Origin of the sequence: Streptomyces sp. NPDC102441 (assembly GCF_044765585.1) — a bacterium.
Lineage (GTDB): Bacteria > Actinomycetota > Actinomycetes > Streptomycetales > Streptomycetaceae > Streptomyces.
Map to the genome: position 1 here is coordinate 462,969 of NZ_JBIWKH010000001.1, position 25,516 is coordinate 488,484.

26 protein-coding genes, 1 tRNA gene and 2 pseudogenes are annotated in these 25,516 nt (G+C 70.0%); 10 read left to right on the plus strand and 19 right to left on the minus strand.

Annotated features, from left to right (window positions below):
• Nucleotides 1–97: 97 nt before the first annotated feature.
• From thrC to ACIREO_RS02150, 5 genes are all read right to left on the minus strand, one after another.
• Nucleotides 98–1,168 carry a threonine synthase gene (gene thrC / locus ACIREO_RS02130; RefSeq protein WP_404103718.1) on the minus strand — a complete coding sequence of 357 codons (1,071 nt, stop codon included), beginning with the start codon at nt 1,166–1,168 and terminating at the stop codon, nt 98–100.
• A 6-nt stretch (nt 1,169–1,174) separates the two neighbouring features.
• A complete protein-coding gene (locus ACIREO_RS02135; RefSeq protein ID WP_404103721.1) occupies nt 1,175–2,476 on the minus strand; it encodes a homoserine dehydrogenase in 1,302 nt (433 codons plus the stop codon).
• A gap of 95 nt (nt 2,477–2,571) precedes the next feature.
• Complete coding sequence (gene lysA / locus ACIREO_RS02140) at nt 2,572–3,963, minus strand: diaminopimelate decarboxylase (protein WP_404103724.1); 1,392 nt, start codon at nt 3,961–3,963, stop codon at nt 2,572–2,574.
• Between the two features lie 27 nt (nt 3,964–3,990).
• A complete protein-coding gene (gene nrtL, locus ACIREO_RS02145; RefSeq protein WP_404103727.1) occupies nt 3,991–5,052 on the minus strand; it encodes an ArgS-related anticodon-binding protein NrtL in 1,062 nt (353 codons plus the stop codon).
• Between the two features lie 79 nt (nt 5,053–5,131).
• Nucleotides 5,132–5,614, minus strand: a complete 483-nt coding sequence (locus tag ACIREO_RS02150; protein ID WP_404103730.1) for a response regulator — start codon at nt 5,612–5,614, stop codon at nt 5,132–5,134.
• A gap of 126 nt (nt 5,615–5,740) precedes the next feature.
• On the opposite strand from ACIREO_RS02150, the gene ACIREO_RS02155 reads away from it, so the two are divergent.
• The 4 genes from ACIREO_RS02155 (at nt 5,741) to ACIREO_RS02170 (ending at nt 8,943) form a co-directional block, all read left to right on the plus strand.
• Nucleotides 5,741–5,812 (plus strand) — tRNA-Arg (locus ACIREO_RS02155).
• Nucleotides 5,813–5,967: 155 nt separating this feature from the next.
• Complete coding sequence (locus ACIREO_RS02160; protein WP_404103732.1) at nt 5,968–6,231, plus strand: CopG family transcriptional regulator; 264 nt, start codon at nt 5,968–5,970, stop codon at nt 6,229–6,231.
• Nucleotides 6,228–6,641 (plus strand): type II toxin-antitoxin system VapC family toxin, encoded by a 414-nt coding sequence (locus ACIREO_RS02165; RefSeq protein ID WP_404103735.1) that lies wholly within the window; start codon nt 6,228–6,230, stop codon nt 6,639–6,641. Before ACIREO_RS02160 ends, ACIREO_RS02165 begins: the two co-directional genes overlap by 4 nt.
• Before the next feature lie 493 nt (nt 6,642–7,134).
• Complete coding sequence (locus ACIREO_RS02170; RefSeq protein ID WP_404103738.1) at nt 7,135–8,943, plus strand: ABC transporter permease/substrate binding protein; 1,809 nt, start codon at nt 7,135–7,137, stop codon at nt 8,941–8,943.
• A gap of 73 nt (nt 8,944–9,016) precedes the next feature.
• Here ACIREO_RS02170 and ACIREO_RS02175 read toward each other — a convergent pair whose 3' ends face one another.
• The 8 genes and pseudogenes from ACIREO_RS02175 to ACIREO_RS02210 form a co-directional block, all read right to left on the minus strand.
• Complete coding sequence (locus ACIREO_RS02175; RefSeq protein ID WP_404103741.1) at nt 9,017–9,988, minus strand: TauD/TfdA dioxygenase family protein; 972 nt, start codon at nt 9,986–9,988, stop codon at nt 9,017–9,019.
• 268 nt (nt 9,989–10,256) lie between these two features.
• Nucleotides 10,257–10,397: a hypothetical protein gene (locus tag ACIREO_RS02180; RefSeq protein WP_404103744.1), complete on the minus strand. Its 141-nt coding sequence runs from the start codon at nt 10,395–10,397 to the stop codon at nt 10,257–10,259.
• Nucleotides 10,398–10,618: 221 nt separating this feature from the next.
• Nucleotides 10,619–10,816 carry an SMI1/KNR4 family protein gene (locus ACIREO_RS02185; RefSeq protein WP_404104468.1) on the minus strand — a complete coding sequence of 66 codons (198 nt, stop codon included), beginning with the start codon at nt 10,814–10,816 and terminating at the stop codon, nt 10,619–10,621.
• A gap of 6 nt (nt 10,817–10,822) precedes the next feature.
• Nucleotides 10,823–11,054 (minus strand): annotated as a pseudogene (locus ACIREO_RS02190) (hypothetical protein); the annotation flags it as partial.
• Nucleotides 11,055–11,066: 12 nt separating this feature from the next.
• Nucleotides 11,067–11,744, minus strand: coding sequence for a contact-dependent growth inhibition system immunity protein (locus ACIREO_RS02195; RefSeq protein ID WP_404103746.1), 678 nt, complete (start codon nt 11,742–11,744; stop codon nt 11,067–11,069).
• A 10-nt stretch (nt 11,745–11,754) separates the two neighbouring features.
• Nucleotides 11,755–12,054 (minus strand): RNase A-like domain-containing protein, encoded by a 300-nt coding sequence (locus tag ACIREO_RS02200; RefSeq protein ID WP_404103749.1) that lies wholly within the window; start codon nt 12,052–12,054, stop codon nt 11,755–11,757.
• 9 nt (nt 12,055–12,063) lie between these two features.
• Nucleotides 12,064–12,618, minus strand: a complete 555-nt coding sequence (locus ACIREO_RS02205) for a hypothetical protein (RefSeq protein WP_404103751.1) — start codon at nt 12,616–12,618, stop codon at nt 12,064–12,066.
• Between the two features lie 34 nt (nt 12,619–12,652).
• Entirely contained in the window at nt 12,653–13,264 is a 612-nt protein-coding gene (locus tag ACIREO_RS02210; RefSeq protein ID WP_404103754.1) for an RNase A-like domain-containing protein, read from the minus strand.
• Between the two features lie 502 nt (nt 13,265–13,766).
• Here ACIREO_RS02210 and ACIREO_RS02215 point away from each other — a divergent pair.
• The 3 genes and pseudogenes from ACIREO_RS02215 (at nt 13,767) to ACIREO_RS02225 (ending at nt 15,619) form a co-directional block, all read left to right on the plus strand.
• Nucleotides 13,767–15,203 (plus strand): ATP-binding protein, encoded by a 1,437-nt coding sequence (locus ACIREO_RS02215; protein WP_404103756.1) that lies wholly within the window; start codon nt 13,767–13,769, stop codon nt 15,201–15,203.
• A 68-nt stretch (nt 15,204–15,271) separates the two neighbouring features.
• Nucleotides 15,272–15,535 (plus strand): annotated as a pseudogene (locus ACIREO_RS02220) (Scr1 family TA system antitoxin-like transcriptional regulator); the annotation flags it as partial.
• The gene (locus ACIREO_RS02225; RefSeq protein ID WP_404104471.1) at nt 15,521–15,619 is read left to right on the plus strand and encodes a DUF397 domain-containing protein; all 99 of its coding nucleotides are present in this window, start codon (nt 15,521–15,523) and stop codon (nt 15,617–15,619) included. The pseudogene ACIREO_RS02220 and the gene ACIREO_RS02225, both read left to right, overlap by 15 nt.
• A 544-nt stretch (nt 15,620–16,163) precedes the next feature.
• On the opposite strand, the gene ACIREO_RS02230 is transcribed toward ACIREO_RS02225, so the two are convergent.
• The 6 genes from ACIREO_RS02230 to ACIREO_RS02255 form a co-directional block, all read right to left on the minus strand.
• A complete protein-coding gene (locus ACIREO_RS02230; protein WP_404104473.1) occupies nt 16,164–16,895 on the minus strand; it encodes a hypothetical protein in 732 nt (243 codons plus the stop codon).
• 76 nt (nt 16,896–16,971) lie between these two features.
• Nucleotides 16,972–17,514 (minus strand): DUF488 family protein, encoded by a 543-nt coding sequence (locus tag ACIREO_RS02235; RefSeq protein ID WP_404103759.1) that lies wholly within the window; start codon nt 17,512–17,514, stop codon nt 16,972–16,974.
• A gap of 53 nt (nt 17,515–17,567) precedes the next feature.
• Entirely contained in the window at nt 17,568–18,251 is a 684-nt protein-coding gene (locus ACIREO_RS02240; RefSeq protein WP_404103761.1) for a formylglycine-generating enzyme family protein, read from the minus strand.
• A gap of 14 nt (nt 18,252–18,265) precedes the next feature.
• Nucleotides 18,266–19,225, minus strand: coding sequence for a D-2-hydroxyacid dehydrogenase family protein (locus tag ACIREO_RS02245; protein ID WP_404103763.1), 960 nt, complete (start codon nt 19,223–19,225; stop codon nt 18,266–18,268).
• A 77-nt stretch (nt 19,226–19,302) separates the two neighbouring features.
• Nucleotides 19,303–20,421 carry a nuclease-related domain-containing protein gene (locus ACIREO_RS02250; RefSeq protein WP_404103766.1) on the minus strand — a complete coding sequence of 373 codons (1,119 nt, stop codon included), beginning with the start codon at nt 20,419–20,421 and terminating at the stop codon, nt 19,303–19,305.
• Between the two features lie 369 nt (nt 20,422–20,790).
• Nucleotides 20,791–21,855: a Ku protein gene (locus ACIREO_RS02255; RefSeq protein WP_404103769.1), complete on the minus strand. Its 1,065-nt coding sequence runs from the start codon at nt 21,853–21,855 to the stop codon at nt 20,791–20,793.
• A gap of 59 nt (nt 21,856–21,914) precedes the next feature.
• On the opposite strand from ACIREO_RS02255, the gene ligD reads away from it, so the two are divergent.
• The 3 genes from ligD (at nt 21,915) to ACIREO_RS02270 (ending at nt 25,432) form a co-directional block, all read left to right on the plus strand.
• Nucleotides 21,915–22,808, plus strand: a complete 894-nt coding sequence (ligD, locus tag ACIREO_RS02260) for a non-homologous end-joining DNA ligase (protein WP_404103771.1) — start codon at nt 21,915–21,917, stop codon at nt 22,806–22,808.
• A gap of 183 nt (nt 22,809–22,991) precedes the next feature.
• Nucleotides 22,992–25,112, plus strand: coding sequence for a HEAT repeat domain-containing protein (locus ACIREO_RS02265; RefSeq protein ID WP_404103773.1), 2,121 nt, complete (start codon nt 22,992–22,994; stop codon nt 25,110–25,112).
• On the plus strand, nt 25,109–25,432 hold the full coding sequence (locus tag ACIREO_RS02270; protein WP_404103776.1) for a zinc-ribbon domain-containing protein: 324 nt from the start codon (nt 25,109–25,111) through the stop codon (nt 25,430–25,432). The genes ACIREO_RS02265 and ACIREO_RS02270 overlap by 4 nt, the downstream gene beginning before the upstream one ends.
• Nucleotides 25,433–25,516: the final 84 nt, after the last annotated feature.

Sequence of the window (25,516 nt, forward strand, 5' to 3'; positions counted from 1 at the left end):
GCCGGCTTCCGAGGCCTTGGGGCCTCTCGTTCGGATCATGCCGGGCTCGCGTGCCCTGGCACCGCTCCCTGATCCGACCTGATCCAGACGAAAGGCCCTACGCGAGGCCCAGCTTCTCGGCCGCGGCCACGGCGTCGACGGGGACGGTGACCGGCTGCGGGGCGCCCGCGACGGCCCAGTCGGGGTCCTTGAGCCCGTTGCCCGTGACGGTGCAGACGATCTTCTGGCCGGGGTCGACCTTGCCCTCGGCGGCGGCCTTGAGCAGACCGGCCACGGACGCCGCCGAGGCGGGCTCGACGAAGACGCCCTCCTGGGAGGCCAGCAGGCGGTACGCCGACAGGATCTGACGGTCGGTCACCTCGTCGATGAAGCCGCCCGACTCGTCCCGCGCGTCCAGCGCGAACTGCCAGGACGCGGGGTTTCCGATGCGGATCGCGGTGGCGATGGTCGCCGGGTCCTTGACGATCTCGCCGCGTACGATCGGCGCGGAGCCGGACGCCTGGAAGCCCCACATGCGCGGGGTGTGCGTGGAGACGCTGTCCCCCGCGTACTCCTTGTAGCCCTTCCAGTAGGCCGTGATGTTGCCCGCGTTGCCCACCGGCAGGACATGGATGTCGGGGGCGTCGCCGAGCGCGTCGACGATCTCGAACGCGGCGGTCTTCTGGCCCTCGATCCGTACCGGGTTGACCGAATTGACCAGCGCCACCGGGTAGTTGTCCGAGAGGCTGCGGGCCAGGGTCAGGCAGTCGTCGAAGTTGCCGTCGACCTGGAGGATCTTGGCGCCGTGGACGAGCGCCTGCCCCATCTTGCCGAGCGCGATCTTGCCCTGCGGCACGAGGACGGCGCAGACCATCCCCGCGCGCACGGCGTAAGCGGCGGCGGAGGCGGAGGTGTTGCCGGTGGAGGCGCAGATGACGGCCTGCGCGCCCTCCTCCTTGGCCCGGGTGATCGCCATGGTCATACCGCGGTCCTTGAACGACCCGGTGGGGTTGGCGCCCTCGACCTTGAGGTGCACCTCGCAGCCCGTGCGCTCGGAGAGGACCTGCGCCGGAACGAGCGGTGTGCCGCCCTCACGGAGTGTGACGACCGGGGTCGTGCTCGTGACCGGAAGACGGTCCCGGTACTCCTCGATGATGCCGCGCCACTGGTGGGTGCCCTTGCTGGTCATGGGTCCTTACTCCCCTTCAACACGCATGATGCTGGCGACACCGCGCACGGTGTCCAGCTTGCGCAGCGATTCGACGGTCCCGGAGAGGGCTGCGTCGGGCGCGCGGTGGGTGACGACGACGAGGGATGCCTCGCCGCTGCCGTCCTGTCGGCCTTTCTGGCGGACCGTATCGATGGATACGCCCTGTTCGGCGAAGACCGTCGCGACCTGGGCGAGTACGCCAGGCTTGTCGGCCACGTCGAGACTGATGTGGTAGCGCGTGACGACATCGCCCATGGGGCTGACCGGCAGACGCGTGTACGCGGACTCACCGGGACCGGTGGTCTCTCCGATGATGTTGCGGCACACGGCGACCAGGTCGCCCAGGACCGCGGACGCGGTCGGGGCGCCGCCGGCGCCGGGACCGTAGAACATCAGCTGCCCGGCCGCCTCGGACTCGACGAAGACGGCGTTGTACGCCTCCCGGACGGAGGCCAGCGGGTGGCTGAGCGGGATCATCGCGGGGTGCACGCGGGCGGTGACGGACCTGCCGTCGGCGGCGCGCTCGCAGATGGCGAGGAGCTTGACCGTGCAGCCCATGCGCCGGGCGGAGGCGATGTCGGCGGCGGTGACCTCGGTGATGCCCTCGCGGTGCACCTCACCGATCTTCACCCGGGTGTGGAAGGCGATCCCGGCGAGGATGGCGGCCTTCGCGGCGGCGTCGAAGCCCTCGACGTCGGCGGTCGGGTCGGCCTCGGCGTATCCGAGGGCGGTGGCCTCGTCGAGCGCCTCGGAGTACCCGGCGCCGCTCGTGTCCATCCTGTCGAGGATGAAGTTGGTCGTGCCGTTGACGATGCCGAGCACCCGGTTGACCTTGTCCCCCGCGAGGGACTCGCGGAGCGGCCGTACGAGCGGGATGGCACCGGCCACGGCCGCCTCGTAGTAGAGGTCCCGGCCGTTCCTCTCGGCGGCGGCGTGGAGCGCCGAGCCGTCCTCGGCGAGCAGCGCCTTGTTGGCCGAGACGACGCCCGCGCCGTGCTCGAAGGCGGTCGTGATGAGCGTACGGGCGGGCTCGATGCCTCCGATGACCTCGATGACGACGTCGATGTCACCCCGTTTGACCAGGGCGGTCGCATCCGTGGTGATCAGTGCGGGGTCGATGCCCTCCCGCACCTTGGAGGGCCGGCGGACGGCTACACCGGCGAGCTCGACCGGCGCGCCGATGCGCGCGGCGAGGTCGTCGGCGTGCGTCGTCATGATGCGCGCCACCTCTGAGCCGACCACTCCACAGCCCAGCAGCGCCACCTTCAGCGGACGCGTACGCATCATCCGACCTCGTTTCTCATACTTCTGATGTGTGGACCAGTCTCACTCACCGGACGGGGGTTTCTGCCACCCGTCCGGATTTTGAGATGTGAATTTCATCAGCCGACATCGAGACGCAGGAGATCTTCCTCTGTCTCGCGCCGGACGATGACCCGCGCCTGCCCGTCGCGCACGGCGACGACGGGCGGGCGCAGGGCGTGGTTGTAGTTGCTCGCCATGGAGCGGCAGTACGCGCCGGTGGCCGGCACCGCGATGAGGTCACCCGGGGCCAGGTCGGACGGCAGGAACGCGTCCTTGACCACGATGTCACCGCTCTCGCAGTGCTTGCCGACGACGCGTACGAGCATGGGTTCGGCCTCGGAGCTGCGGGAGACCAGCGCGACGCTGTACTCGGCGTCGTACAGCGCGGTGCGGATGTTGTCCGACATGCCGCCGTCGACGCTGACGTACGTCCGGAGGCCTTCGAGGGGCTTGATGGTGCCGACCTCGTACAGCGTGAACGCGGTGGGTCCGACGATCGCACGGCCCGGCTCGACGGAGATGCGCGGGGTGCGCAGACCGGCGGACTCGCACTCCCGGGTCACGATGTCGCTGAGCGCCTTGGCGATCTCGTGCGGCTCACGGGGGTCGTCGTCGGAGGTGTACGCGATACCGAGGCCACCGCCGAGGTCGATCTCGGGGAGCTCGACGCCGTGCTCGTCGCGGATCTCGGCGAGCAGCTGCACGACGCGCCGCGCGGAGACCTCGAAGCCGGCCATGTCGAAGATCTGCGAGCCGATGTGCGAGTGGATGCCGATGAGCTCGAGACCGTCCAGGGTGAGCGCCCTGCGGACCGCCTCGGCCGCCTGTCCGTCCGCCAGCCCGATGCCGAACTTCTGGTCCTCGTGCGCGGTGGCGATGAACTCGTGGGTGTGGGCCTCGACGCCGACCGTGACGCGGATCTGCACGCGCTGGCGGGTGCCGAGACGCTGGGCGATGTGGGAGACGCGGACGATCTCCTGGAAGGAGTCGAGCACGATCCGCCCGACGCCGGCCCCGATGGCCCGCTCGATCTCGGCGACGGTCTTGTTGTTCCCGTGGAAGGCGATGCGCTCGGCGGGCATCCCGGCGTCCAGCGCGGTGGCCAGCTCGCCGCCGGAGCACACGTCCAGGTTCAGCCCCTCCTCCTGGAGCCAGCGCACCACGGCGCGCGACAGGAAGGCCTTCCCGGCGTAGAAGACGTCGGCGTCGGCCCCGAAGGCGTCCGCCCAGGCACGGCAGCGCGCCCGGAAGTCCGACTCGTCCAGGAAGTACGCCGGCGTGCCGAACTCCTCGGCCAGCCGGGCGACTTCGATCCCGCCGACGGTGAGCGCGCCGTCCGCGTCACGGGTGACGGTGCGGGACCAGACCTTCGCGTCCAGCTCGTTGAGGTCGGTGGCCGGGGCGGTGTAGTGGCCCTCGGGATAGACGTCGGCGTGACGGGGCCCGGCGGGGTGTGCGGATCGGCTCATCGTTCTGCTCTGCTCTCTCAGGTCTCTTCAGAGGTGTCGGGGCGCACTGATGCCGAGCACGAACAGGCCGCCTGCCAGCACCTTCCCGGCGGCTTCGGCAAGGGCCAGCCGGGAGCGGTGGGCGGCCGAGGGTTTCTCGTCGCCGACGGGGAGCGGCGGGCAGGAGTCGTGGAGGTCGAAGAAGGCGTGCGCCACCGTTTCGAGATGCCGGGCGAGCCGGTCGGGTGCCTGGTGGCGGGCGGCGGCGGCCAGTACGCCGGGGTGGTCGGCGAGGGCGGCGTGCAGCGCGGGCGCGTCGACGTCCTCCTCGTAGCCGCCGGTGAAGCCGAGCCGCTCCGCCTCACGGGTGAGCGCGTGGGTGCGGGCGTGGGCGTAGCGGACCAGGAAGAACGGATTGGCCTCGCCCTGTACGAGGAGGTCGTCATCCAGGGGTGCGTGGTCGTGGGCGGCGGGCCGTTGCAGGCCCCAGAGCGCGGCGTCGCGTCCGAGCCGGTCCACCAGGGCGTCGGCGGTGGTGGAGGCGGGGACGGGGCGGATCTCGGAGCTGTCCTCGGCCCCGTACCGCAGACCGGCCCTGACACGCAGCTCCTCCCAGCGGGGGTCGGGCTCCTCGGTGCAGCCGACGATCACCTGACCGCCCTGGGTACGCAGGAGGCGCGCCACGCTCTGGGCGACGACGGCGGCCCGGACCTCGCGGGGGTGGTGGAGGCGGTGGAGGCGCCCGGCCTCCGTGGTGACCCGCCCGTACCGGAGGCCCAGCTCACGCACCTCTCGCACCCGGGCCGCGCGGGCCTCGGCGCCGGTGGTGGCGTCGAGCGTGAAGCTCAGGAACCCGGGCCCGGTGATCTCGACCCGTCCGATCCCGGGCAGACCGACGACCCGGTCCCGCAGCAGCGCGGCGACCTCCCGCGCCGGGAGCGCGGCGGGGCCGGCCAGCTGGAGGGCGACGGCGCAGGCGTAGTCACCGCTGCCGCCGGGCCGGGTCCGCTCGACCCGCACGCGCGCGGGCACCGGTGCACGCAAGGCGTCCTCGTCGACCGCGCGGCGCACAGCGTGCAGCACGGTCCTGGAGAGATCTGCGGGGGTCACGGGACAAGCGTATGGGAGGAAGGGGGGCACTTCGCCAACCGGTTTCGCCATACGGGCAGCGATCCGTCCGGCCATGCCGTCAGCCGGCCGCGCTCCCGGCCGTCCCCGCACCGCGCCAGTCGTCGAAGGGCACCGGATCCTCCGGGTGTGCGAGCCGTCGCACCATGCGCACCAGCTCGCTCGGCTCGAAGGGCTTCGCCAGGAAGGCGTCGACCCCGGCGGCTGCCCCGGAGCCCATCTCGTGGGGCGTGCACGCGCTGATGACGGCGACGGGCAGATGCCCGGTCCGCGGGTCGGAGCGCAGCCGGGCCGCGGTCTGGATTCCGTCGAGCCTGGGCATCACCACGTCGAGAGTGATCACGTCCGGGCAGACCTCGTGGACCATGTCCAGGCACTCGACGCCATCGGCCGCGGTCACGACCTCGAAGCCCTCCAGCTCGAGATTGACCCTGATCAGCTGCCGGATGACCTTGTTGTCGTCCACAACAAGCACGCGGCCGTACGCCCCTGACACCCTTCGAGGGTAGGTCGGACGGAGGAGCTGCGTCCGGGTTTTGCCCACTTCCGCCCCCGGAGGGGTGGCCGGCGCCCACCTCACCCAGGTGCCGACGACTCGGAAATACCTGTTCCCGGACACCACGTCGGAGCTGGTAGGGTTTCACTCGTCGCCGCCAAGCGCAGCGACATCGCCCCCGTAGCTCAGGGGATAGAGCATCGGCCTCCGGAGCCGGGTGCGCAGGTTCGAATCCTGCCGGGGGCACTTTCCGGAAAGACCTTCTGATCAGTGGAGACACTGAGCAGGGGGTCTTTTTCATGTCCGCCGGAAGCTGAGGAGCGGCGATCGTCGGCAGCCGCACTCGGGGCCGCCCAGCCTGCACTCCAACCCCGGGGAGGATCGCAGGTAGGGTAAACAGCATGAGCGAGCCTACCGGGAAGTACTCGATCACCATGCCGCGCGACGTCGCCGAGGCCGCCAAGGTCCGAAGCGGGCCCTCCGGCCTGTCTGCCTATGTGGCGGCCGCCGTCGCCCGCCAGATCGAGCGCGACAACCTCAACGAGCTCATCAAGGTCGGCGAGGCCGAACACGGCCCCATCACCGAGGGCGAGATCCAGGCTCTCCGCGACCAACTCCACCAGGCGCGCGAACAGCAGGCACCCGACGGCGCGAACGCGGCATGACTCGCCCCTCTGCTGCCCCGGGCGGCACGCTCGTCCTCGACAGCGAAGGGCTGGCGAAGGCTGTGCTGCGCGACCGCGCGGTCACCGCATGGCTGGCCCTCGCCCGCGCCGACGACCTTCGCGTGATCACGTCCGCCGCCACTCTCGTGGAAGTCACCCACCCACGCGTCAACCGCCCCGCCCTCGAGTGGACCCTCTCCCGTCTCGTCGTCGAGCCGGTCACCGAGTCGATCGCACGGCAGGCCTCGGTCCTGCTCGCCGATGCGGGCCTGCACGGCCACAAGTACGCGATCGACGCCATGCTCGGCGCAACCGCTCTCGCCTCACCCGGCCCGGTCACCGTGCTCACCTCCGACCCGGAAGACCTCACCGCGCTGTGCGGAAGCCGAATCACCGCCATCAAGGTCTGATTTGCGGTAGAGGGCTGCCGATGGAAGGTACCGGCGGGACCTGCGCCGACGGGCAGCCCGTACGCCGCCGTCGCATACCGTGCTGTTCACCGGCGAACTCGTCCGAACGAAAGCTTCGCCATCCGTTTGTCTCTCTGAACACGGGGTAGCCGCAGCCCGAATCACCCTGTCCGGGCGCGGACGCCCTTCGGGCAGCCGGCGCGGATGGCACGGCAGCATGCCAGGACCCGGCTGCCAGGACACATGACCGCCCGGCTGAGGCGCCGCTACGGCTACGCGCCGCGCGCATCCGCATGTCCCACACCGCCGAGGGGCTGGGCGGCGCCATGTCTCTCTCGCCGGGTCTCAGGACAACGCGAGAGGCACACGTGACCAGGCTGACAACAGAGCCCCCAGGCAGGTACAGCACCTTCGGCGAGGGAGCCGGGCGACCCGTACGCGGGTCCGGCCCTGCCGGAGCTGACGGACACCGGTGCGACGAAGGCGGAAAGCCGTGATCAGGCTCGAAATAGGTGCCGGCGTCAACAGTGCGGTCGAGTTCCTGGAAGCTCGCCTGCCCTGGCTTTTCGACTCCCTGCACTCCGTCGGCCAAGGCCTGTACAACGGTGTGTACTTCGTCATGTCGGGCCCCGACGCGCTGGTGATGGGGGCGATCCTCGCGCTGATCGCCTGGTGGCTGCGGGGCGTGGTGGCGGCCGCCTTCGCTTCCGCGGGCTTCTTCCTCGTCAACTCGATCGAGTTGTGGGAAAAGGCGATGCAGACGCTGTCGCTTCTCGTCGTGGCGGCCACGGTCACCATGGTGATCGCTGTCCCTCTCGGCATCTGGGCGGCCCGCAACAGGTCGGTGAGTTCGACCCTCCGGCCGGTGCTCGACTTCATGCAGACGATGCCGGCCTTTGTCTATCTGGTCCCCGGTATCACATTCTTCGGAGTGGGCGTGGTGCCCGGCATCGTCGCCACCATCATCTTCGCGATGCCGCCGGGCATCCGGATGACCGAGCTCGGCATCCGGCAGGTGGACGAGGAGCTGGTGGAGGCCGCGGAAGCCTTCGGAGCCCCTCCGCGTGCCATTCTGCTGCGCGTACAGCTGCCGTTGGCCCTGCCGACCATCATGGCCGGCGTCAACCAGATCATCATGCTCTCCCTGTCCATGGTGGTCATCGCGGGCATGGTCGGCGCCGACGGTCTGGGTACCGTCGTCTTCCAGGCCATCAGCTCGGTGGACATCGGCCTCGGCTTCGAGGCGGGTCTCGCGGTGGTCATCCTCGCCATGTATCTCGACCGCATGACCGGCGCGCTGAATCAGCGCATCTCGCCTCTCGGTCGCCGTGCGCTGGCCAAGGCGGCCTCCCTCCGGGCGGGAAAGGCCCTGCAGTGGAGGCCCAACACAGCGTTCGCGGGTATAGGTGTGCTGGTCCTCGCGCTGCTCGCCGGCGGCCTGCAGTTCGTCTCCGGCCCGGACGACGACGGCCAGGACGTGGACAAGAAGGACCAGGGCAAGGAGGCCGGCGCGGCTCCCAGCATCGGCTACTTCCCGTGGGACGAGGACGTGGCCGTCACCTATCTGTGGAAGAACGTTCTGGAGCGGCGCGGATACAAGCCCAGCATCCACCAGTACGACGTCGGGTCGATGTTCACCGCGATGGCCGGCGGCCAGGTCGATGTGGAGTTCGACGCCTGGCTCCCCAACGCCCAGAAGCAGTACTGGGACAAGTACAAGGAAGACCTGGTCGACATCGGTCCGTGGTACGACGAGACCACGCTGGAAGTGACGGTGCCCAGCTATGTCAAGGGCGTCGACTCGATGGCGGACCTCAAGGGCAGGTCGAAGGAGTTCGGCGGCAGGATCATCGGCATCGAGCCCGGGACCGGCCAGATGAACCTGCTCAAGAACGAGGTGCTGCCCGGCTACGGGCTCGACAAGGAGTACGAGGTCACCGACGGCAGCTCCCCCAGCATGATCCTGGAGCTGCAGCGTTCGCTGCGGAAGCACGAACCGGTGGCGGTCGTCCTGTGGTCGCCTCACTGGGCCTACAGCAAGTACGAGTTGACCAAGCTCAAGGACCCGAAGAAGTTGTGGGGCGAGGTGAACGAGATCCGCTCGCTCGGCCACAAGTCGTTCCCGGACGAGTTCCCCGAGTTCCACGGCTGGCTCAAGGACTGGCACATGTCGGAGGAGCAGCTCGGGGACCTGGAGGCGACCATCCAGGACGAGGGCACCGGCCATGAGGAAGCGGCCGTGGAGAAGTGGATCGCCGAGAACCCGGGCGTGGTCGACAAGATGGCGCCGCTCTCCCCCTGACCGGGACGCACGGTGACGACCCGGCGGGCGCGGTGACGCGCCCGCCGTTCGGCAGTCGCCGGTCGCCGGTCGCTCAGAAGGGGCGGTCCCCCGCGATGGCGACCCGCTCGGCGACCCGCGGGTGCGGGCCGTAGTCGTTCACGGCGTAGTGCTGGGTCGCCCGGTTGTCCCAGAAGGCTATGTCGCCCGGCTGCCAGCGGAAACGCACCTGGTACTCGGGTACGTGCGCCTGCTGGAAGAGAAAGCGCAGCAGGCGGTCGCTCTCCGCCCGGTCGAGACCGACGATCCGGGTCGTGAACGAGGTGTTCACGAACAGCATCCGGCGCCCCGACTCCGGGTGCGTGCGCACGACCGGGTGCTCGACCGGCGGCAACGCCTCCTGGTGGGGGGCGAGTTCCTCGGGCCCGAGGAAGCGGGCGAAGCCGGGGATGAAGTCGTGGACGGCGCTCGCCCCGTCGATGCGGTCCTTCACGTCCTGCGGCAGGTTGTCGTACGCGGCTGCCATGTCCGCCCACATGGTGTCGCCTCCCAGCGGCGGCACCTCACGCAGTTGCAGGACGGCCCCGAGAGCCGGACGCTCGCGGAAGGTGACGTCCGTGTGCCAGACGTTCTCGAACGTCTTCGGTGCCCCCGCCGACTTGTCGAAGCGTACGACGTCCTCGGTGTCTCCCCTGGCCAGCAGCGGGTTGACCTCCAACTCGCCCCAGTGGCGTGCGAAGTCGCGCTGGGCGGCCGAGGTGAGGTTCTGCCCCCGGAAGAAGAGCACCTTCCACTCCAGCAGGGCGCGGTTCAGCTCTTCGCGCAGGGCCGGCTCCAACGGCCGGGAGAGGTCGAGGCCGTGGATCTCCGCGCCGATCGTACGGGCCTGAGGGACGACGTCGAAGAGGGTGTACGGGCGCGCCGTCGCGCCGGCCGGCAGCCGCTCCAGGACGCGGTGCCCTTCGTACATGCCGTCCTGCGGTATGCGTGCCTCACGCAGGACAGTCGAGGTGGAGGGCCGGTCAGCGGTCGTGGTGGTCGTATTCGGGGAAGCAGTGGTGGTCATACGGTTCCTCCTTGGCGGAGAGCGAGCCGCCGTGGGCTCCGGTGGGCGGGCCCCGGTACCCGAAGGGACGGGCGGGACCCGCGACAGCGGCCGAGGCCTCCGGCGGTGCGATGAGGTGGGCCGTTCACGCCCGCGCCGCATGCCTGCCGTGCAGGTGCGGGACACGGTGGGACCGTGAAGGGCGGTGAAAGGCCGGGGAAAGACAACACCGGCGTTCCCGGGATCTCGGCTTCATCTTGGGAAGCAGCCGAGCGGTATTGACGTCCGGTCAGCGCGAGTGAACGCCGATGCGCACGGGCGGCGAGCCGATACGGCCGCGGCGGCGCAGACAGGTGGTGGACCGTGGAGCGCACTCGCCGCAAGGCCCCGTCATCGGCAGGGCGACGGTGGTCAGCGAGTAGGGGGTCATGTTCCGCATTGTGTGCCGCCCCCACCGACGCGGTCAAGCCCGCCCTCCGGGAGGCGTGGCCCCGCGCCGGGTGCCTCCCACAGGAATTGTGCCGCCGGTGGCAGGGCCGCGTCTCGCTCGCTCGGAGCGGGGCAGAACAGCCCTGGTTGTCGCTGTCGTACCAGACGCGAGTGGCCGGCCCCCGCGGTCGGTCTCGACTGCCAGGCCGAAGGGTGGAACCGCTACAACTGGGACGAGAGCCAGATTGTCTCGTCGAAGACGCCTCCTCCGTACGTCTCGACGAGCTGCCGGTAGTCGGTCGGCAGCGTGGTGCCGAGTTCCCGTTCGACAGCCGGCCAGTCCCGGGAGCGACGTGACCGGTAGGCGCCGCGAGTTCGGTGAGGCGTTCCACGGCGGGGTGCATGGTGGCCTCTCCCTATGCCGGGTCAGACGCGTCTCGGGGCGTTCTGGACAGTCACGGACGCTGCTGTTGCTGCGGCCTTCGTAGGGCGTGAAGCTGAAGCCCTTGTCCCCCTTGGCTTCGAGAGGCAGGCCGATCGGCACGACGTCGGTGGGGTCGTTCGTCTAGTTGGCGAACCGGTGCATCGTGACGAAGTTATGCGGGTCCTTGTTCGACCCACCGATCTGCGCACCGAACAGACGGGTCTTGTTCAGCTTCGCCTGAGCCAGTCACTTTCCGTAGTCGGGCATGGTCGTCGCGAGGCGCTCCGCCACCGTCCGGAGCCAACTCTCGACCGTGAACTGGGCTGGTGGCTCAACCTCCATACCGAGCTCGCTCACGCCGACGGCGTAGTCGTGATCCTCCAGTCCGAGGGCCAGCAATTCGTGGATCTCACCGACCAGCCGGGCGGTCAGTTGGGGATCGACCGTCTCTCTGTAGTCGCGGACCGCAGCATCGTGGTCGGTGAATTCGTCGGGCATGTCCTGCGAGAACCAACCGCCGAGGAACTGCCCCAGCTCCCCGAAGCGGGCGTGCCACTCCCAATGCGTCCGGGGCGTGGTCGGCGGAGGCACCTCGCCGGACTCGATGCTGCGCTTGATGTGGTCGGCCGTCTTGGACAGCCAGCCCTGCATCTGGGGCTCGGAAAGCCCGAGATCGGGTACCGAATAGAACTCGCCGAGGCGCTGCCGCAGGCGGCCGGGCGGGTTCCGTGCGTACTCGCGGAGTTGCTGTTCGGCGACGGACAGCGCCCAGGGCCTGGTGTGCCAGGTGTGCCGGAGGTACGCCTGAAGGGCCGGCGGCACTGTGTCCGTTTCCGGACTGTCGGGTTCCTGTCCGGCGAAGGCTGCGACGACGACGTCGAGTTCGCCGTACCGGCGGTCGAACTCAAGCGGCTTCATGGGCACTGCGGCACCTTCAGAGGTAGATCGGGTAGGTGGCGTGCACGACGAAACCGTGCGGGCTCGACGCTTCACGCCTCAACGTCACCCGCGCGGCCCGCACATCGACGGGCTCACGACCGGCGAGCATCATCGCCTGCAGCAACACGCGTCCGACGGGCTCCTCACGGGATGGCCACCCGGCCTCGATGGTGAGCCTTGGTCGCGTGCCCTGGGCCAGCCAGCGGTGCACGGCCTGCTCATTGCGCGTGACGACCTGCTGGGTACACCACTGTGCGGTCGCGCGGTCGGGGTAGGTGGCAGAACGGGTACGCACGGGAAATCCTCAGTCAGTCGTGAAGCCCCAGAAGATGCCGACTTCAGTGGCGGAGACAGCGATTACACCACAGTCCATTACGTGGCTGGTGAAGCCCTCATAGACACCCTCTCGACCGAACATGTCGGCATGGGGATTTTCGCGCGCCGATACCGCATTGGTGAAAAACAGCGCGTCTGCTCCGAACCTTTCCAGGATCACTCGTGCATGAGAGGTCAGCTCAGCCTCTCGCGCATCAAAATCCTGAATGTCCTCCGTTTGGAACCACTCACCCTGGAGAGTGACCATGATTTGTTCGGCCCCACTCCTGGCCACAGGGAAAGCCGCATTGAAGTCGCCCGGCGTGACAGCACCGAACGGGTTTTCCAAGCCCGCATCGTAATTGCTCCCTGCTGGCGCCATGACAACCCTCGGCCAGCCACGCGGGTCGTCCGTCCGGAGCTGCATGGCGTCGAGGGCATCCAGACGCCAGTCATCGCGTCGCCGCACCCCCACGGCTGCGAACATACCTTCCCCGAAAATGGCCCGCAGGGAGCGGTTCCACGAGATGTCGTCAATCTGCATCACAACCCGTACCTCAATTTTCCAGGATTGCGCACTACGGGTGCTGAGTCTTGTCGGTGGGCATAGAAGTAAGAACGACGAACGGCGGACTGCTCCCCGGGTTGGGTCTCAGGACGACCCACACATTGGTCACATCACGCGCGGCAGCGTCGCCTCGATCCCACGATCTCCCTACGGCGTCGTTCGTCGTCAAGAGAAGTGAGCGTGACGAGTTGGGTCCGGGGTTACCTGCGAGCCAATTATCGATCTTTCTTTGATTCGACGGTTCGTCAAGGGCCGCCTGAGTATACCGCTGCGCGTCCGCGAGACTCCCGAATGACGAAACGGCTTCGGGTCGGATACCGGAAGGCCTGACGATTTGCTGGTCCCTCAGCCTTTGTTCCAATTGCTCATCAGTCTTGCCTACATGCTTGTCCACGACGTGGGACCCGAGCATGCCCTCCTGGTTCGCAAGGTCGAGGGGGTATTTGTGATTGCTTTCGTCGTCCCCGGCCACGGTGTAGAGCGGATCGTCCTTGAAGTCGGTCAGAGCTCGGGCGCTGAAGGACTCCGCACGCGCCGACTCAGCCCGGAACGTGGGGGCACTGTTGTATGCCTCATCCAGAGCGTCGTGCAGTTTGTTGAGCTCGACGACCTGTCGGTGCACGCCGGTTGTTGTATGCCTCGACCGCCGAGTTCATCGCTTCCTCGTCCACTTCGAGGGCGAACCCCTTGAGCTTGTTCCGCTTTGACGGACAGCTCGGCCACCACGAGGGTGAGCGCGCCGTGGGCCTCGGAGTCGTACGGCAACCCCCAGGCGTCCAGCAGATGCTCGGCCATCCGTCGCGCGAGCCTGGCGCCCCAGGGCGTCGAGCTGAAGCGCATGGTGAAGCGGAGCGGCTCGGGTAGGCCACTCGGCCGGGCGGCGTGGGGCTGGGCGAGTGGCGGTCCTGGCACCGGTGGGTTCGTTGGTCACAGACCTCACCGTGACGCCCTCAGATGCCGAGTGACCAGGTACGACGCGGTGACGGACGTGGTTGCACGACGTTGGCGGTGTCCGGTACGCGGTGTGTGGCGCGCCGACGCGGGACCGAGCGAAGGGTACGAGCACATTACTATCATCGATGTTAGTAACGTAGATGTTCGTATCGATGTCACAGGAGCTGTCCATGGCGGATTTCGTGGGTCGGCAGGCCGAGCTGGCCACGCTTGAGCGTGAACTGGGCAAGGTCGCGGCCGGTGCGGGCGGGGAGAGGCCCGGCCGGTGCGTGATGCTTCGGGGCCGCCGCCGTGTGGGCAAGTCCAGGCTCGTGGAGCGCTTCGCCGAACACTCCGGCGCACCGTTCCTCTTCTATGCCGCCACCGGCGCATCGCCGGAGGCCGATCTCCAACGGCTGGGCCGGGACGCCGATGCATCGACCCTGCCGCTGGCCGGGCTGCTGTCCGGGGCCAGACCGGCGAGCTGGGACGCCGCGTTCGATGTGCTGGCGGCCGCCCTTCCGTACGACCGGGCGAGCGTGGTCGTGCTGGACGAACTTCCATATCTGATGGATGCGGACGGCGCCTTCGAGGGCGTGCTCCAGCGCGCCTGGGACCGGGCCCTGGAGACCAAGCCGGTGCTCCTCGTCCTCATCGGGTCCGATCTGTCGATGATGGAGGCCCTCAACGGTTACGGTCGCCCGTTCCACCAGCGCGGCCGCGAGATGGTGCTCGGCCCCCTGAACCCGGCGGAAGTGGGCCGGATGCTCGGCCTGGACGCCGCGTCGGCCTTCGACGCAACGCTGGTCACCGGTGGGCTGCCGCTCATCTGCACGGAGTGGACGCACGGAGCGGGACTGTGGGACTTCCTCGGGGAGGCCCTCAGCGATCCGGTGTCCGCTCTACTGGTCTCGGCGGAGAGATCGCTCGCGGCGGAGTTCCCCAAGGAGTTGCAGGCCCGTGCGGTGCTGTCCGCGATCGGCAGCGGCGAGCGGACATTCTCCAACATCGCCCGTGCGGCCGGCGGCCTGTACGGCGCCTCCCTGCAACGGTCACTGGCCGTCCTCACGGAGAAGCGGATGGTCGCCGCCGAACTGCCGCTGTCCACCCGGCCGTCGAAGGACCGCCGCTACCGGGTCGCGGACCCGTATCTGCGCTTCTGGCTGAAACTGCTCGGCCCGGCGCTCCCGGAGATCGAACGAGGCCGGGGCGATCTGACGCTCGCACGCATCAAGGAGAACTGGACGAGCTGGCGCGGCCGGGCCGTCGAGCCCCTGGTCCGGGAGGCCTTGGCACGCCTGCTGCCCGACGACAGCCTTCCGGCCGCCCCGGCGATCGGTGGCTACTGGACGCGTACGAACGATGTGGAGATCGACATCGTGGGAGCGGACAGGGCTCCGATCGCCAAGGAACTGCTGTTCGTCGGCTCGGTGAAGTGGCTGGAGAACTCCCCCTTCGACCGCCACGACCTGGCCGCTCTGCACCGCCACCGGGCGGCACTGACGCCCGAAACGGCGCCGGTGGTCGCCGTGTCACGCAGCGGGACCGACTGCGGTGCGCTGGACGCGGCGTACGGACCTGCGGAGTTGCTGGAGGCGTGGAACGGCGGCGCGGAACGACTGGGGTGATGCATTCGGCGAACCGGGCGAGTGGAGCGGACCGGTGTCGTAGCGTGACGAGTGGTGACTCACCGGAGCAGTTCCCGGCCTTCTTCCGGGATGCCGCAAAGCTTGAGACGGCTGCGGTTGCCTTGCACGTGTACGCCACGAAGGCGGTCCCAGGGCTGCTCCAGACCAAGGCATACGCTCACGCGGTGTGCACGATGTGGAGGCCGCTGCTCGATGACGAGACAGTGAACCAACGGGTCGCTGCACGCCTGGCAAGACAGGAGATCTTCGCCAGGGTTCCCATGCCCACGATCAGTTCTGTCATCGAGGAGGCCGTTCTGCGTCGCCCCCTCCACGTCCGGGACTCGAAGAACACGAGCGGTCCCTCGCTCACCGTTTCGCCCGAGGCGTGGATTGGGTTCATCGCCTCCGCCTGATTGTCCACCAAGGGCCCTGCCGCACACTTGTCGGCAGGGATCTCAAGCCTCAGCTAATCATCCGAGCCGGGGCCCGTCGCATCGCAGGCTCGGACGTGGCGGAGCCCGGGAGTCGTATCCAGCTCCCGGGCCCCTGGGGTTGCCACCCAATTGCGCTTGCCAGCGCCGTTTAAGAGTGCGGATCAGTCGTCATACCGTCGCGTTCTGCCTTTGAACTACCGCGCCGCGTAGAGGCGCAGGCCGGATTCGAACCAGCATTCAACGGTGTTCGTCCGTACTCGGTCGATCTGGCAATCGGCGGCGATACTGAAGCTGGAGCGAGAGTCTGAGATTGATCGCGGCTGCCTCTGCCATGTTGGGCCACCCCGGCAGGTGGTGCCGGGGGGAGGACTCGAACCTCCACCGTTACCGCGTCTTCAGGCTGAACGTCAGTTTCAGCTTGCGCTCATCACACGGGGCGGACCTCATTCCGCCTCGTGCAGGGTGCGCAGCCCCCACGACATGGCGCGGGGGCGTTCTTGGGGGTGCCGCCTCGTGCCCGAGGCTAGCCGAACAGGTAGCCGAACACCGCGTCCCCGACCAGCCGGTCGGTGACCTCGGCGCCGTTGGCCTCCTCGCGGGCGAACTTCACCGCGTGCTGGAGCTTCTCGACCCGTTCCAGCAGCTCGTTCACCCGCCGCGCCGGAAGCGCTCCGGAGAACTTCACGGTCGTCCAGTACCCGATCGGCACGTCCTCGTAGTACACGTCGACCTGCGCCGGGTGCTTGTCGGTCGCCTCCGCCTTGACGTGGTTGCGCGGGACCTTCTTCGTCCGGATCGTGCGGACCGGGTCCGTCTTCCACCAGTCCGTCGACGGGTCGAGCGACCAGGACTCGGACGCGTCCAGGACCGGAAGCTTCTTTACGAAGGTGTGGAGGTCGGTGAGCTGCTTCTCCAGGAAGAGCAGGTAGCTGACCGGGACCTCGCTGACGACCGTACGGCCGTCGACGGTGACGTCCGCGCGGGCCGAGCAGTTCGCCCAGTCCTTCGTCGCGGTCACGTCGAACAGCCGGGTCAGCGACGCGGACATATCACGCAGCGCCTCCTCGGCCTTGATCTGTACCCGCGCGGATTCGGGCGGAAGCTGCTCGCCCTCTTCGTCCTTCGGCTGGTACGTGCGCGAGATGCCTGCCAGCAGCGCCGGCTTCTGCACCTTGTGGTGGGCCGCGGTGATGTCCTGGAGCGACTTGCTCTTGACACCCTTCTCCACGGCGATGATCTGGTTGAGCTTGGTCACTTCGCCCCCTTCGAGTGACAGGAACGTACCGCACCCGGCGTCGATCGCCCGCACGGTTTTTCCTGCGGAACCGGGTCTACGGCGCCGGGTACGTCACCCGGCCGCGTCCGTCGACCCGTGGCTCCGCGCCCCAGGCACCCAGTTCGTGGACGCGCGGTTCGCCGGAGCCGGGGCCCATGATGTGCCGGACCGTCCAGCCGTGCGCGGTGAGCGTGTTCGCGATCAGCAGGCGGTGGCAACGCCACGGCACCGGCTCGCCGCACATGACTGCGACACGGCCGCGCTCCGCGAGCGAGGTCAGGCGGGCGACGCCGTGCTCGTAGGCCGGGAGGAGCGTGTAGTCGGCGTAGTTCCTGAAGCTCGGGTTGCGCCAGCCCGCGTTGACGTCGGGGTCCACGTCCTGCTTGGGCCGTCGGCCGCCGAGCTCGTCCAGGTAGACGTAGTCGATCCCGGCGCGCTCCAGCCACTCGCGCATCGCGTCGCGGGAGAACTGCGGGCTCCGGCGCGAACCGGGGTGCGCACGGACGTCGGCCAGTACGTCGACGCGCTGGGCTTCCAGCACACCGATGAACGTCTCTTCCGGGCACGTCCAGTGCCCGATCGTCCAGATCTCACCCATCCGGACATGATGCGTCGGCCGGGCCCGACGGGCCGGGCGACATGCGAAGGACGTCAGCGCACGTTGCGGGCCAGCCGGAGGCCGAGGTCGTCGATGGCGAACGTGGGGTGGCTGCGGCGGCGCACCGTCGCGCCGCAGCCGCGTTCCGGATCGGCCCAGCCTCCGCCGCGGAAGGTGCGGTACTCGCCGTAGACCTCCTCGTCGTAGAGGTCCCAGCACCACTCCCAGACGTTGCCCAGCATGTCGTGCAGGCCCCAGGCGTTGGGGGACTTGGCGCCGGTCTGGTGGACCCGGCCGCCGGAGTTGTCCTCGTACCAGGCGATGGCGTCGATCTCGCCGTAGCGGTAGCCGGTGGTCCCCGCCTTGCAGGCGTACTGCCACTCCGCCTCTGTGGGCAGGCGGTAGCCGTCGGAGTCCGGGTCGCGGAGCACTTCGCCGGTGTGGGCGTCGCGGGAGTAGACCGGGGTGAGTCCGGCGTGGGCCGAGAAGCGGTTGCACAGGTCGACGGCGTCCAGCCAGCTGACGTCCGTCGCGGGCAGGGCGCCGGTTGCGGCGGTACCGGGGGGTGCCCCTGTGAGGGCGTGGTGCTGCGCGACGGTGACGGGGTGGCGGCCTAGCAGGAACGGCTCGATCTCCTCCTGCCAGCGCGCGCGCCGGCGGTCGTCGCGGAGATCCACGGTGCCGGCCGGTATCCGGACCATTCCGGGGACGCTCTCGTCGTCGGTGGGCGTGTGCATGCGGGGGACTCCCGTCAGCCGAGGGTGCGGACGGGCGCACCCTCGAGGTAGGCGCGGATGTCCTCGACCGCGTCCCCGTAGTACGCCGCGTAGTTGGCTCCCGACACATAGCCCAGGTGCGGTGTCGCCAGGAGGCGCGGTGCGCTTCGCATCGGGTGGCCCGCCGGGAGCGGCTCGACGTCGAACACGTCGACGCCCGCCCCGGCGATGGCTCCCCGGCGCAGTACGTCCAGCAGCGCGTCCTGGTCGACGATCGCCGCCCGCGAGGTGTTGACCAGATAGGCGCCGGGCCGCATCAGCCCGAGCTCCTTCGCGCCCAGCAGTCCACGCGTGCGCTCGCTCAGCACCAGATGCACGGAGACGAAGTCGCTGGTGGACAGGAGTTCCTCCTTGGACGCTGCGTAACCCGCCCCTGCCTCCTCGGCTCGTTCCGGGGTCAGGTTCTGGCTCCAGGCCACGACGTCCATGCCGAAGGCGCGGCCGACCTGGGCAACCCTGCTGCCGATCTTGCCCAGCCCGAGGATGCCGAGCCTGCGCCCGTGCAGATCGGCTCCTACGGTGGACTGCCAGGGGCCGCCCTCACGGAGGGAGTTGGCCTCGGTCACGATGCCCCGCGCCAGTCCGAGCAGCAGCGCCCAGGTGAGCTCGACGGGCGGGGTCGCCGTGCTGGCGGTGCCGCAGACGGTGATCCCGTGCCGTTCCGCGGCGGCGTAGTCGATGGACGTGTTACGCATGCCTGAGGCGACGATCAGCCGGAGCCGGGGCAGCCGCGCGATCAGTGTCGCGGGGAACGGCACGCGTTCCCTGAGAGTGACGACGATGTCGAACTCGGCCAGACGTAGGGCCAGTTCGTCCTCACTGGCGCAGTGGTCGGCGAAGCTGACCACGTCGATGGCGTCGGCGACGGGTGACCAGTCCGCGGCGGTGGCCGCCGCGGACTGGTAGTCGTCGAGCACGGCACAGCGGAGCTTCATGGTGGCTTCCCCTTCGGCGGCGGTACGGGTACTGGCCCTGCGGCAGCACCGGGGAATCTACCGGCCGCGTCCCGGGCTCACGCACCCAGCCAGGCCTCCCCGTTTCGCGCGACGTCGTAGATCCTCTCCACCTGGGTGGGGGTGAACACGCCTGTCAGCGGGGCGAGAACCGATACCTGGCGCTCCCGGCAGACGCGCACGCCGGCCGGGGTGGCGACCACCTCCAGCGCGGTGGCACCGGTGAAGACCAGCACCGTCTGCACGGGCACGTCGAAGACGCAGTACGTCTCCAGCGCCGCCCTCGCCCGCCGGGCCTCGGGCCGGCCGTCGAGCTCGTACGGCTGGGGGGTCCCCTCGCCGACCCGCAAGGTGCCGTCACCGACCCGCACCGATGCCCCGGGGCGGTGCTCGGTGCTCACGGCGAACACCCCGCCGGGTCCGATGAGCAGATGCCCGATCTCCGTACCGTCCGGCAGGGGCACGGAGTGCAGGACCCGCCAGCCGTGCCGGGTCAGCCGCCTGAGCTCGGCCCCGACCCGCCGCTCCCCCGCGAGGGCGCCGCGCCGTGGGTCCGCGTCCTTGTGCCGCCGCAGCGCCCCCGTGGCGGCCCGTACGAGCGCGCCGGTCCCGGACTCGCCGAGCTGTTCACGCAGCCCGGACCCCGGCCGCCGCGACGCGAGGTCGGTCGCGGGTGTCAGAGCGGGGAGGACGGCCGGCCGTCGTCGCCCCGTATCCGGGGCCGGACCGGCCACCGGAGACGGCACGGGTTCCGGCGCCGGCGCGGCCACCGGGGCCGGCGTCGGCACCGGCTCCCGCACGGGTGCCGCCTCCCGCACGGGTGCCGCCTCCATCGGGGGTGCCGCCTCCATCGGGGGTGCCGCCTCCCGCACAGGCTCCGGCGCCGGTTCCCGTACGACGCCCCGTTTCCGTATCCCTCTCATCGACGGGATCCTCGGCACCGGCGGCGGGACGCGCGGGGCCGACGGCCCGGCCGGGGCGTCCTCGCCGACGAGTGCCGGCAGATCCGGGACCTGGCGCGCGAGTGCGTCGGTCACGGCGTCCCGGTAGCGCGGGTGCAGCACCGTGATCGTGCCGCTGCCCCGGTCCGCCCAACCGATCGCGGTGCCGTCCGGCAGGTTCACATAGAGCCGGTCGTGCCCGAAGAGCTGCCATGACGTGACCTTGAGATCCTGCATCGTGCCCCCTCTGTCCACCCTTCCGGCATCCTTGTTCCCCCCAGCCTGTACGGAGAGCCGGCCCCCGCACAGGGCGCAGAGCGGGCGCGCGGAGTCGGGAGCACGGCGTTCCGGAGCACACCGGGCCCTCTGTGCCCCGGACTGCTCCGGCACCCCGGGTCAGACCAGGAGGGGACCCGGCGCCGGATAGGCCTCCATCATGGTCCGCACTTCGTCCCTGACCTTGGAAACGGTCGTTTCATCACCTGTACGAGCGGCATCGACCACAAGAGCGATCCACTGTGCGACCGCTCCCATCTCGGAGGCGGGGATGCCGGCCGCCGAGCGGGCCAAGGCGCTGTTCGGGATGGACCACGCCAACGTCCGGCGTCAGGCCGAGGTGCGCTTCCGTGTGCCCCCGGACGGCTTCTTGGCCGCGGGCTTCTTCCCTGTGTCCTTCTTCGCGGCGGGCTTCTTCGCCGTGACCTTCTTCGCCGCGGGCTTCTCCGCGGGCTTCTCCGCGCTCTTCTTCGCGCTCTTCTTCGCCGCCGTCTTCTCCGCGGGTGCCTTCTTCGACGGGGTACGCTTCGGCGCCGCCCCGGCCTTCTTCGCACCGCCGCCCCGGCCGGACCCGATGTGGTGGACGTCCGCGACCCCGCCCCCGTGCCCGTCGTCCTCCCCGTGGGACTCCTTCGCCGCCCGCACGCTGCTCTCCAGCGCCGCCATCAGGTCGATCACCTTGCCCTCCGGCTTCTCGGCCTCCTCCTCCGCCACGGGTTCACCGGCCGCCTTCGCCGAGACCAGTTCCTCGACCGCCTCGCGGTAGTCGTCGTGGAGCGTGTCCAGGTCGGCGTCGCCGAGGGTGTTCATCAGCGCGTCCGCCAGGTCCAGCTCCGCGTCGCGGACCTTGACGCCGGATTCCGGGGCGACGCCCTCGGGTGCGCGGATCTCGTCCGGCCACAGCAGGCCGTGCATCGCGATCACGTCGTCGACCACCCGCAGCATGCCGAGCCGTTCCCGCCCCCGCAGCGCGTACTTGGCGACGGCGACCTTGCCGCTGCGCCTGAGGGCCTCGCGCAGCAGGGCGTACGGCTTGGCGGCCGGGACGCCGTTGGCCGAGAGGTAGTACGCCGAGTCCAGCTGGAGGGGATCGATCGCCGACGAGGGCACGAACCCCTCGATCTCGATCGTCTTGGCGGTGGGGAGCGGCAGCGAGGCCAGGTCCTCGTCGGTCACGGGGATCACCGTGCCGTCGGCGCCCTCGTACGCCTTGACAGTCTCGGAGGCGGGCACCTCCTCCTCGTCGAGCTCGCAGACCTTGCGGTAGCGGATCCGGCCCCCGTCCTCCAGATGGATCTGCCGGAAGGAGATCGAGTGGTTCTCCGTGGCGTTCATGAGCTTGACCGGGATGCTGACCAGACCGAACGAGATCGAGCCGTTCCAGATGGACCTCACCGTTCACCCCTTACGCCCACCATGACCGCATTCATGCGATTTCATGTGATTCTTATCGTATGACGCCGATCACGGAGGTGGAGGGGCGGCGCCTGGCGCTCAGCAATCTCGACAAGGTGCTGTACCCGGCCACCGGTACGACCAAGGGCGAGGTGCTGCACTACTACGCGGCCACGGCGGCGGGGGTGATGCTGCCGCACCTGCGTGACCGTCCGCTGTCGTTCCTCCGGTACCCGGACGGCCCGGAGGGGCTGCGCTTCTTCACCAAGAATCCGCCGCCGGGTACACCCGACTGGGTGCGCACCGCCCCGGTCCCCCGCAGCGACGACCCCGATGCCCGGCAGGTGCTCGCCCAGGACCTGCCGTCGCTGATGTGGGCGGCGAACCTGGTGGTGGAGTTCCACACCCACCAGTGGCGGCAGGACTCCCCCGCCGTGGCCGACCGGATGGTGTTCGACCTGGACCCCGGGCCGCCCGCGAGCGTCGTCGAGTGCTGTGCGGTCGCCCTCTGGCTGCGGGAGCGGCTGGCCCGGGACGGGCTGTCCTCGTACGGGAAGACCTCCGGCTCCAAGGGGCTGCATCTGCTCGTCCCCCTGGAGCCCACCCCCTCCGAGGAGGTGACGGCCTACGCGAAGGGACTGGCGGTGGAGGCGCAGGGCGCGCTGCCCGATCTGGCCGTGCACCGGATGACGCGCGCGCTGCGCCCGGGGAAGGTGTTCGTGGATTTCAGCCAGAACGCCGCGGCGAAGACCACCGCGGCCCCGTACACCCTGCGGGCGAAAGGCAGCCCGACCGTCTCCGCACCCGTCACCTGGGACGAGATCGAGGCCTGCGGGGCGCCGGACGACCTCCTCTTCCTCGCCGGCGACATGGGCGCGCGGCTGGAGCGGCACGGGGATCTACTCGCTCCGCTGACCGATCCCGGGCAGGCCAGGGCCCTGCCCGGGGGCTGAGAGGAGCGAAGATTACAGGGGGCGCACAGCGCCTTCACAGCCCTGGGCGGGCGCGGCGAGGAAAGGCCGCAAGTGGAGGGTGGAATGTCCTGGCCGTGGTGCACACTCTGCGCAGACGCTGCTTCGCGGGCACGGTTTCCGCCGCGTCCGGGGCGCATCGGGAAGACACGGGGAGGGTGTGGCGTGTTCACGGGGATCGACGAGGTCGACTGGGCCTCGATGGAGCATGCCTACGGCCCGGCCGACGATGTGCCGGGGCTCCTGTACGGACTCGCATCCGCCGATCCGGTGGAGCGGGAGAGCGCGCTCGACGGGATGTACGGCGCGGTGCACCACCAGGGCGATGTGTACGCGTGCACGCTCGCGTGCATCCCCTTCCTGTTCGAGCTGGCCGTGGATCCGGGGATACGGGACCGGGGGGGCATCGTCGAGCTGCTCACCAGCATCGGCGGCATCGATCTGGACGAGGACGACGAGAGCGAGCTGGACGAGGACGAGATCGAGGGCGTGGCGAACTACGCGATGGCCGCGGCCGCCGTGTCCGCCGGGTCCGCCGTGTTCCTCGGGCTGGTCGCCGACGAGGACCCGGGTGTGCGGCTCGCCGCACCGCTGGCCCTGGCCACGCTGCACGGCCGGCCGGGCAAGGTGCTCTCGCTGCTGCGGGAGCGGCTGCCGGTGGAGGCGGACGACGAGGTGCGGCTCGCGCTCGTCGAGGCCGCGGGCCGGATCGCCCTGCGCCACCGGCCGCTGGCGGGCCAGGCGGCGGACTGGCTGAGCAGGCTGGCCGCCGAGGCGTATCCGCCCGGGCTGCGGCTCGCGGCCCTCGCCCAGCTGGCCAGGTGCGCCCCGGACGCGCTGCCCGGTGACGTCGTGCGGGTGGTGGCGGGTCTGCTGCGGGAGCTGCGCTCCAGGCCCTGCCGGCCGGAACCGCCGGCCGCGGCGGCGCAGGGCGGCGACGACGCCGGGGCGGACCGGTCCACCTCACCGACGCTGGTGGGCCAGCTGCGGGAACTGTCGGACGGTGACTCGGCCGGCCGCAGCACCCCATGGGCCGCCGACCTGCTGCGGACGCTGCACGTCGGCCTGGACGACCGGGTGGAGGACCGGACGGCGCTGCTGGCGGACCAGCTGTGCAGCCCGGACCCCTGGCAGCGCATCGACGCCGTACGGATGAGCGGTGGGCTGATCCGGGCCTGGCGCGGTTCGTACGAGGGCCTGGTGCGGCTGGTCGGCGTACAGCTCACGGATCCGGAGCCCCGGCTCGCCGAGGCGGCCTCGCATGTGCTGGAGGAGCTGTTCGGCCTGGCGGCTCCGGCGGCCGACGCCCTGGCCGCGCGGGTGGCGTCGGATCCCGGGGCGTGGGTCAAGGAGTGGGCGAGCGGGCCGCCCGGCCTGGGCTCGGCGGTGAAGGCGCTGGCCAGGCTGGGCGACGCCCGGGTGCTGCCCGTGCTGGCGGCGGCCCTGGAGCGGCCGGAGGTCCCGCACGACGTGGGGTTCGCGATCCGTTGCCTCGGCGACGCGGCGGCCCCGCTCGCGCCGGCGCTGCGGCGCAGGCTCGGTGAGGTCGGCCTGGACGAGAGCGCGTACGACCGGGCGAGTCCGCTGCTCGCCGGGCTGACGGCGCTCCGTGCGGGTGAGGCCGCCCCGGAGGTGCTGCGGGTGCTGCGGGGGGCACCCGAGTACCGGGGCGAGTGGCTGCGTACGGCGGCCCTGCGGGCGCTGAGGTCGTTCGGGCCGGCTGCCCGCTGTGCCGTTCCGGAGCTGCGGCGGCTGATCCTGCGGCCGGGGACCGCGGCGGCGACCGAGGCGGCGGAGGCCCTGTGGACGGTCACGGGCGACGCCGGCGCGGTGCTGCCGGTGCTGGCCGAGGGACTGCGGCCGGAGCAGGTGCACGACTGCCGGGCGGCGGCGAGTGCGCTGGGCGGACTGGGAAGGCAGGCCGAGGCTGTGGCGCCGAGGCTGCGGGCCCTGCTGGCACACGAGGAGCTGTGGCTGCGGGTCGACGCCGCGATCGCCCTCTGGGAGGTCTCGGGGCGGACCGGTGAAGCCGTGCCGGTGCTCCTGGCCGCGTGGGAGAAGAACCGTCACGTCAGAGTCCGGGTCGCGGAATGCCTGGCGCGGATGGGCCCGGCTGGTGCAGGGTCGGACGCGGCGCAGGTGCTGCGCGCCGAGCTCCTCTCCGTACGCCGTCACAACGCGATGGACGGCGGATACGGCAGTCACGACACTTATGAGGACGAGAAGCTGCTGGCGCTCTGCCGGCGGGCACTTCTGGGAGAGACGGGGAAAGGAACCACATCATGATCATTTTCGGTACCAAGGGGTATCTCTACCAGCTGGCGGTCCTGACGATGGTGTGCGGCTGGTGCGGCAATCCCGCGGCGCACACCCTGCGCAAGCGGGTCACCAAGTTCACGCTGTTCTTCGTGCCGCTGTTCCCGTTCTCCACGAAGTACGCGACGCAGTGCACCTTCTGCGGCGGCGAGCGGCAGATACCGAAGGAGCAGGCCGACCAGCTGCTGGCGCAGGCCCAGGGCGGACAGGACGGGAACCCGCACGGCGCCGCGCAGCAGCAGCAGCCCGGCTACGCGCCTCCCGGCGGCCAGAACCCGTACCAGCGCTGAACCGGCACGGGGCGGGCACGGTCGGGCTGCTGCGGAGTGCCACGAAGCTGACATAAGGGAAATAGCACCCGCCTCTTGCTACGT

What these genes read in the sequence shown, in the direction of transcription:
- thrC (WP_404103718.1), bottom strand. Translation starts at nt 1,168, where the DNA reads ATGACCAGCAAGGGCACCCACCAGTGGCGCGGCATCATCGAGGAGTAC.
- ACIREO_RS02135 (WP_404103721.1), bottom strand. Translation starts at nt 2,476, where the DNA reads ATGATGCGTACGCGTCCGCTGAAGGTGGCGCTGCTGGGCTGTGGAGTG.
- lysA (WP_404103724.1), bottom strand. Translation starts at nt 3,963, where the DNA reads ATGAGCCGATCCGCACACCCCGCCGGGCCCCGTCACGCCGACGTCTAT.
- ACIREO_RS02160 (WP_404103732.1), top strand. Translation starts at nt 5,968, where the DNA reads ATGAGCGAGCCTACCGGGAAGTACTCGATCACCATGCCGCGCGACGTC.
- ACIREO_RS02165 (WP_404103735.1), top strand. Translation starts at nt 6,228, where the DNA reads ATGACTCGCCCCTCTGCTGCCCCGGGCGGCACGCTCGTCCTCGACAGC.
- ACIREO_RS02175 (WP_404103741.1), bottom strand. Translation starts at nt 9,988, where the DNA reads ATGACCACCACTGCTTCCCCGAATACGACCACCACGACCGCTGACCGG.
- ACIREO_RS02180 (WP_404103744.1), bottom strand. Translation starts at nt 10,397, where the DNA reads ATGACCCCCTACTCGCTGACCACCGTCGCCCTGCCGATGACGGGGCCT.
- ACIREO_RS02205 (WP_404103751.1), bottom strand. Translation starts at nt 12,618, where the DNA reads ATGCAGATTGACGACATCTCGTGGAACCGCTCCCTGCGGGCCATTTTC.
- ACIREO_RS02215 (WP_404103756.1), top strand. Translation starts at nt 13,767, where the DNA reads ATGGCGGATTTCGTGGGTCGGCAGGCCGAGCTGGCCACGCTTGAGCGT.
- ACIREO_RS02235 (WP_404103759.1), bottom strand. Translation starts at nt 17,514, where the DNA reads ATGGGTGAGATCTGGACGATCGGGCACTGGACGTGCCCGGAAGAGACG.
- ACIREO_RS02240 (WP_404103761.1), bottom strand. Translation starts at nt 18,251, where the DNA reads ATGCACACGCCCACCGACGACGAGAGCGTCCCCGGAATGGTCCGGATA.
- ACIREO_RS02245 (WP_404103763.1), bottom strand. Translation starts at nt 19,225, where the DNA reads ATGAAGCTCCGCTGTGCCGTGCTCGACGACTACCAGTCCGCGGCGGCC.
- ACIREO_RS02250 (WP_404103766.1), bottom strand. Translation starts at nt 20,421, where the DNA reads ATGCAGGATCTCAAGGTCACGTCATGGCAGCTCTTCGGGCACGACCGG.
- ligD (WP_404103771.1), top strand. Translation starts at nt 21,915, where the DNA reads ATGACGCCGATCACGGAGGTGGAGGGGCGGCGCCTGGCGCTCAGCAAT.
- ACIREO_RS02270 (WP_404103776.1), top strand. Translation starts at nt 25,109, where the DNA reads ATGATCATTTTCGGTACCAAGGGGTATCTCTACCAGCTGGCGGTCCTG.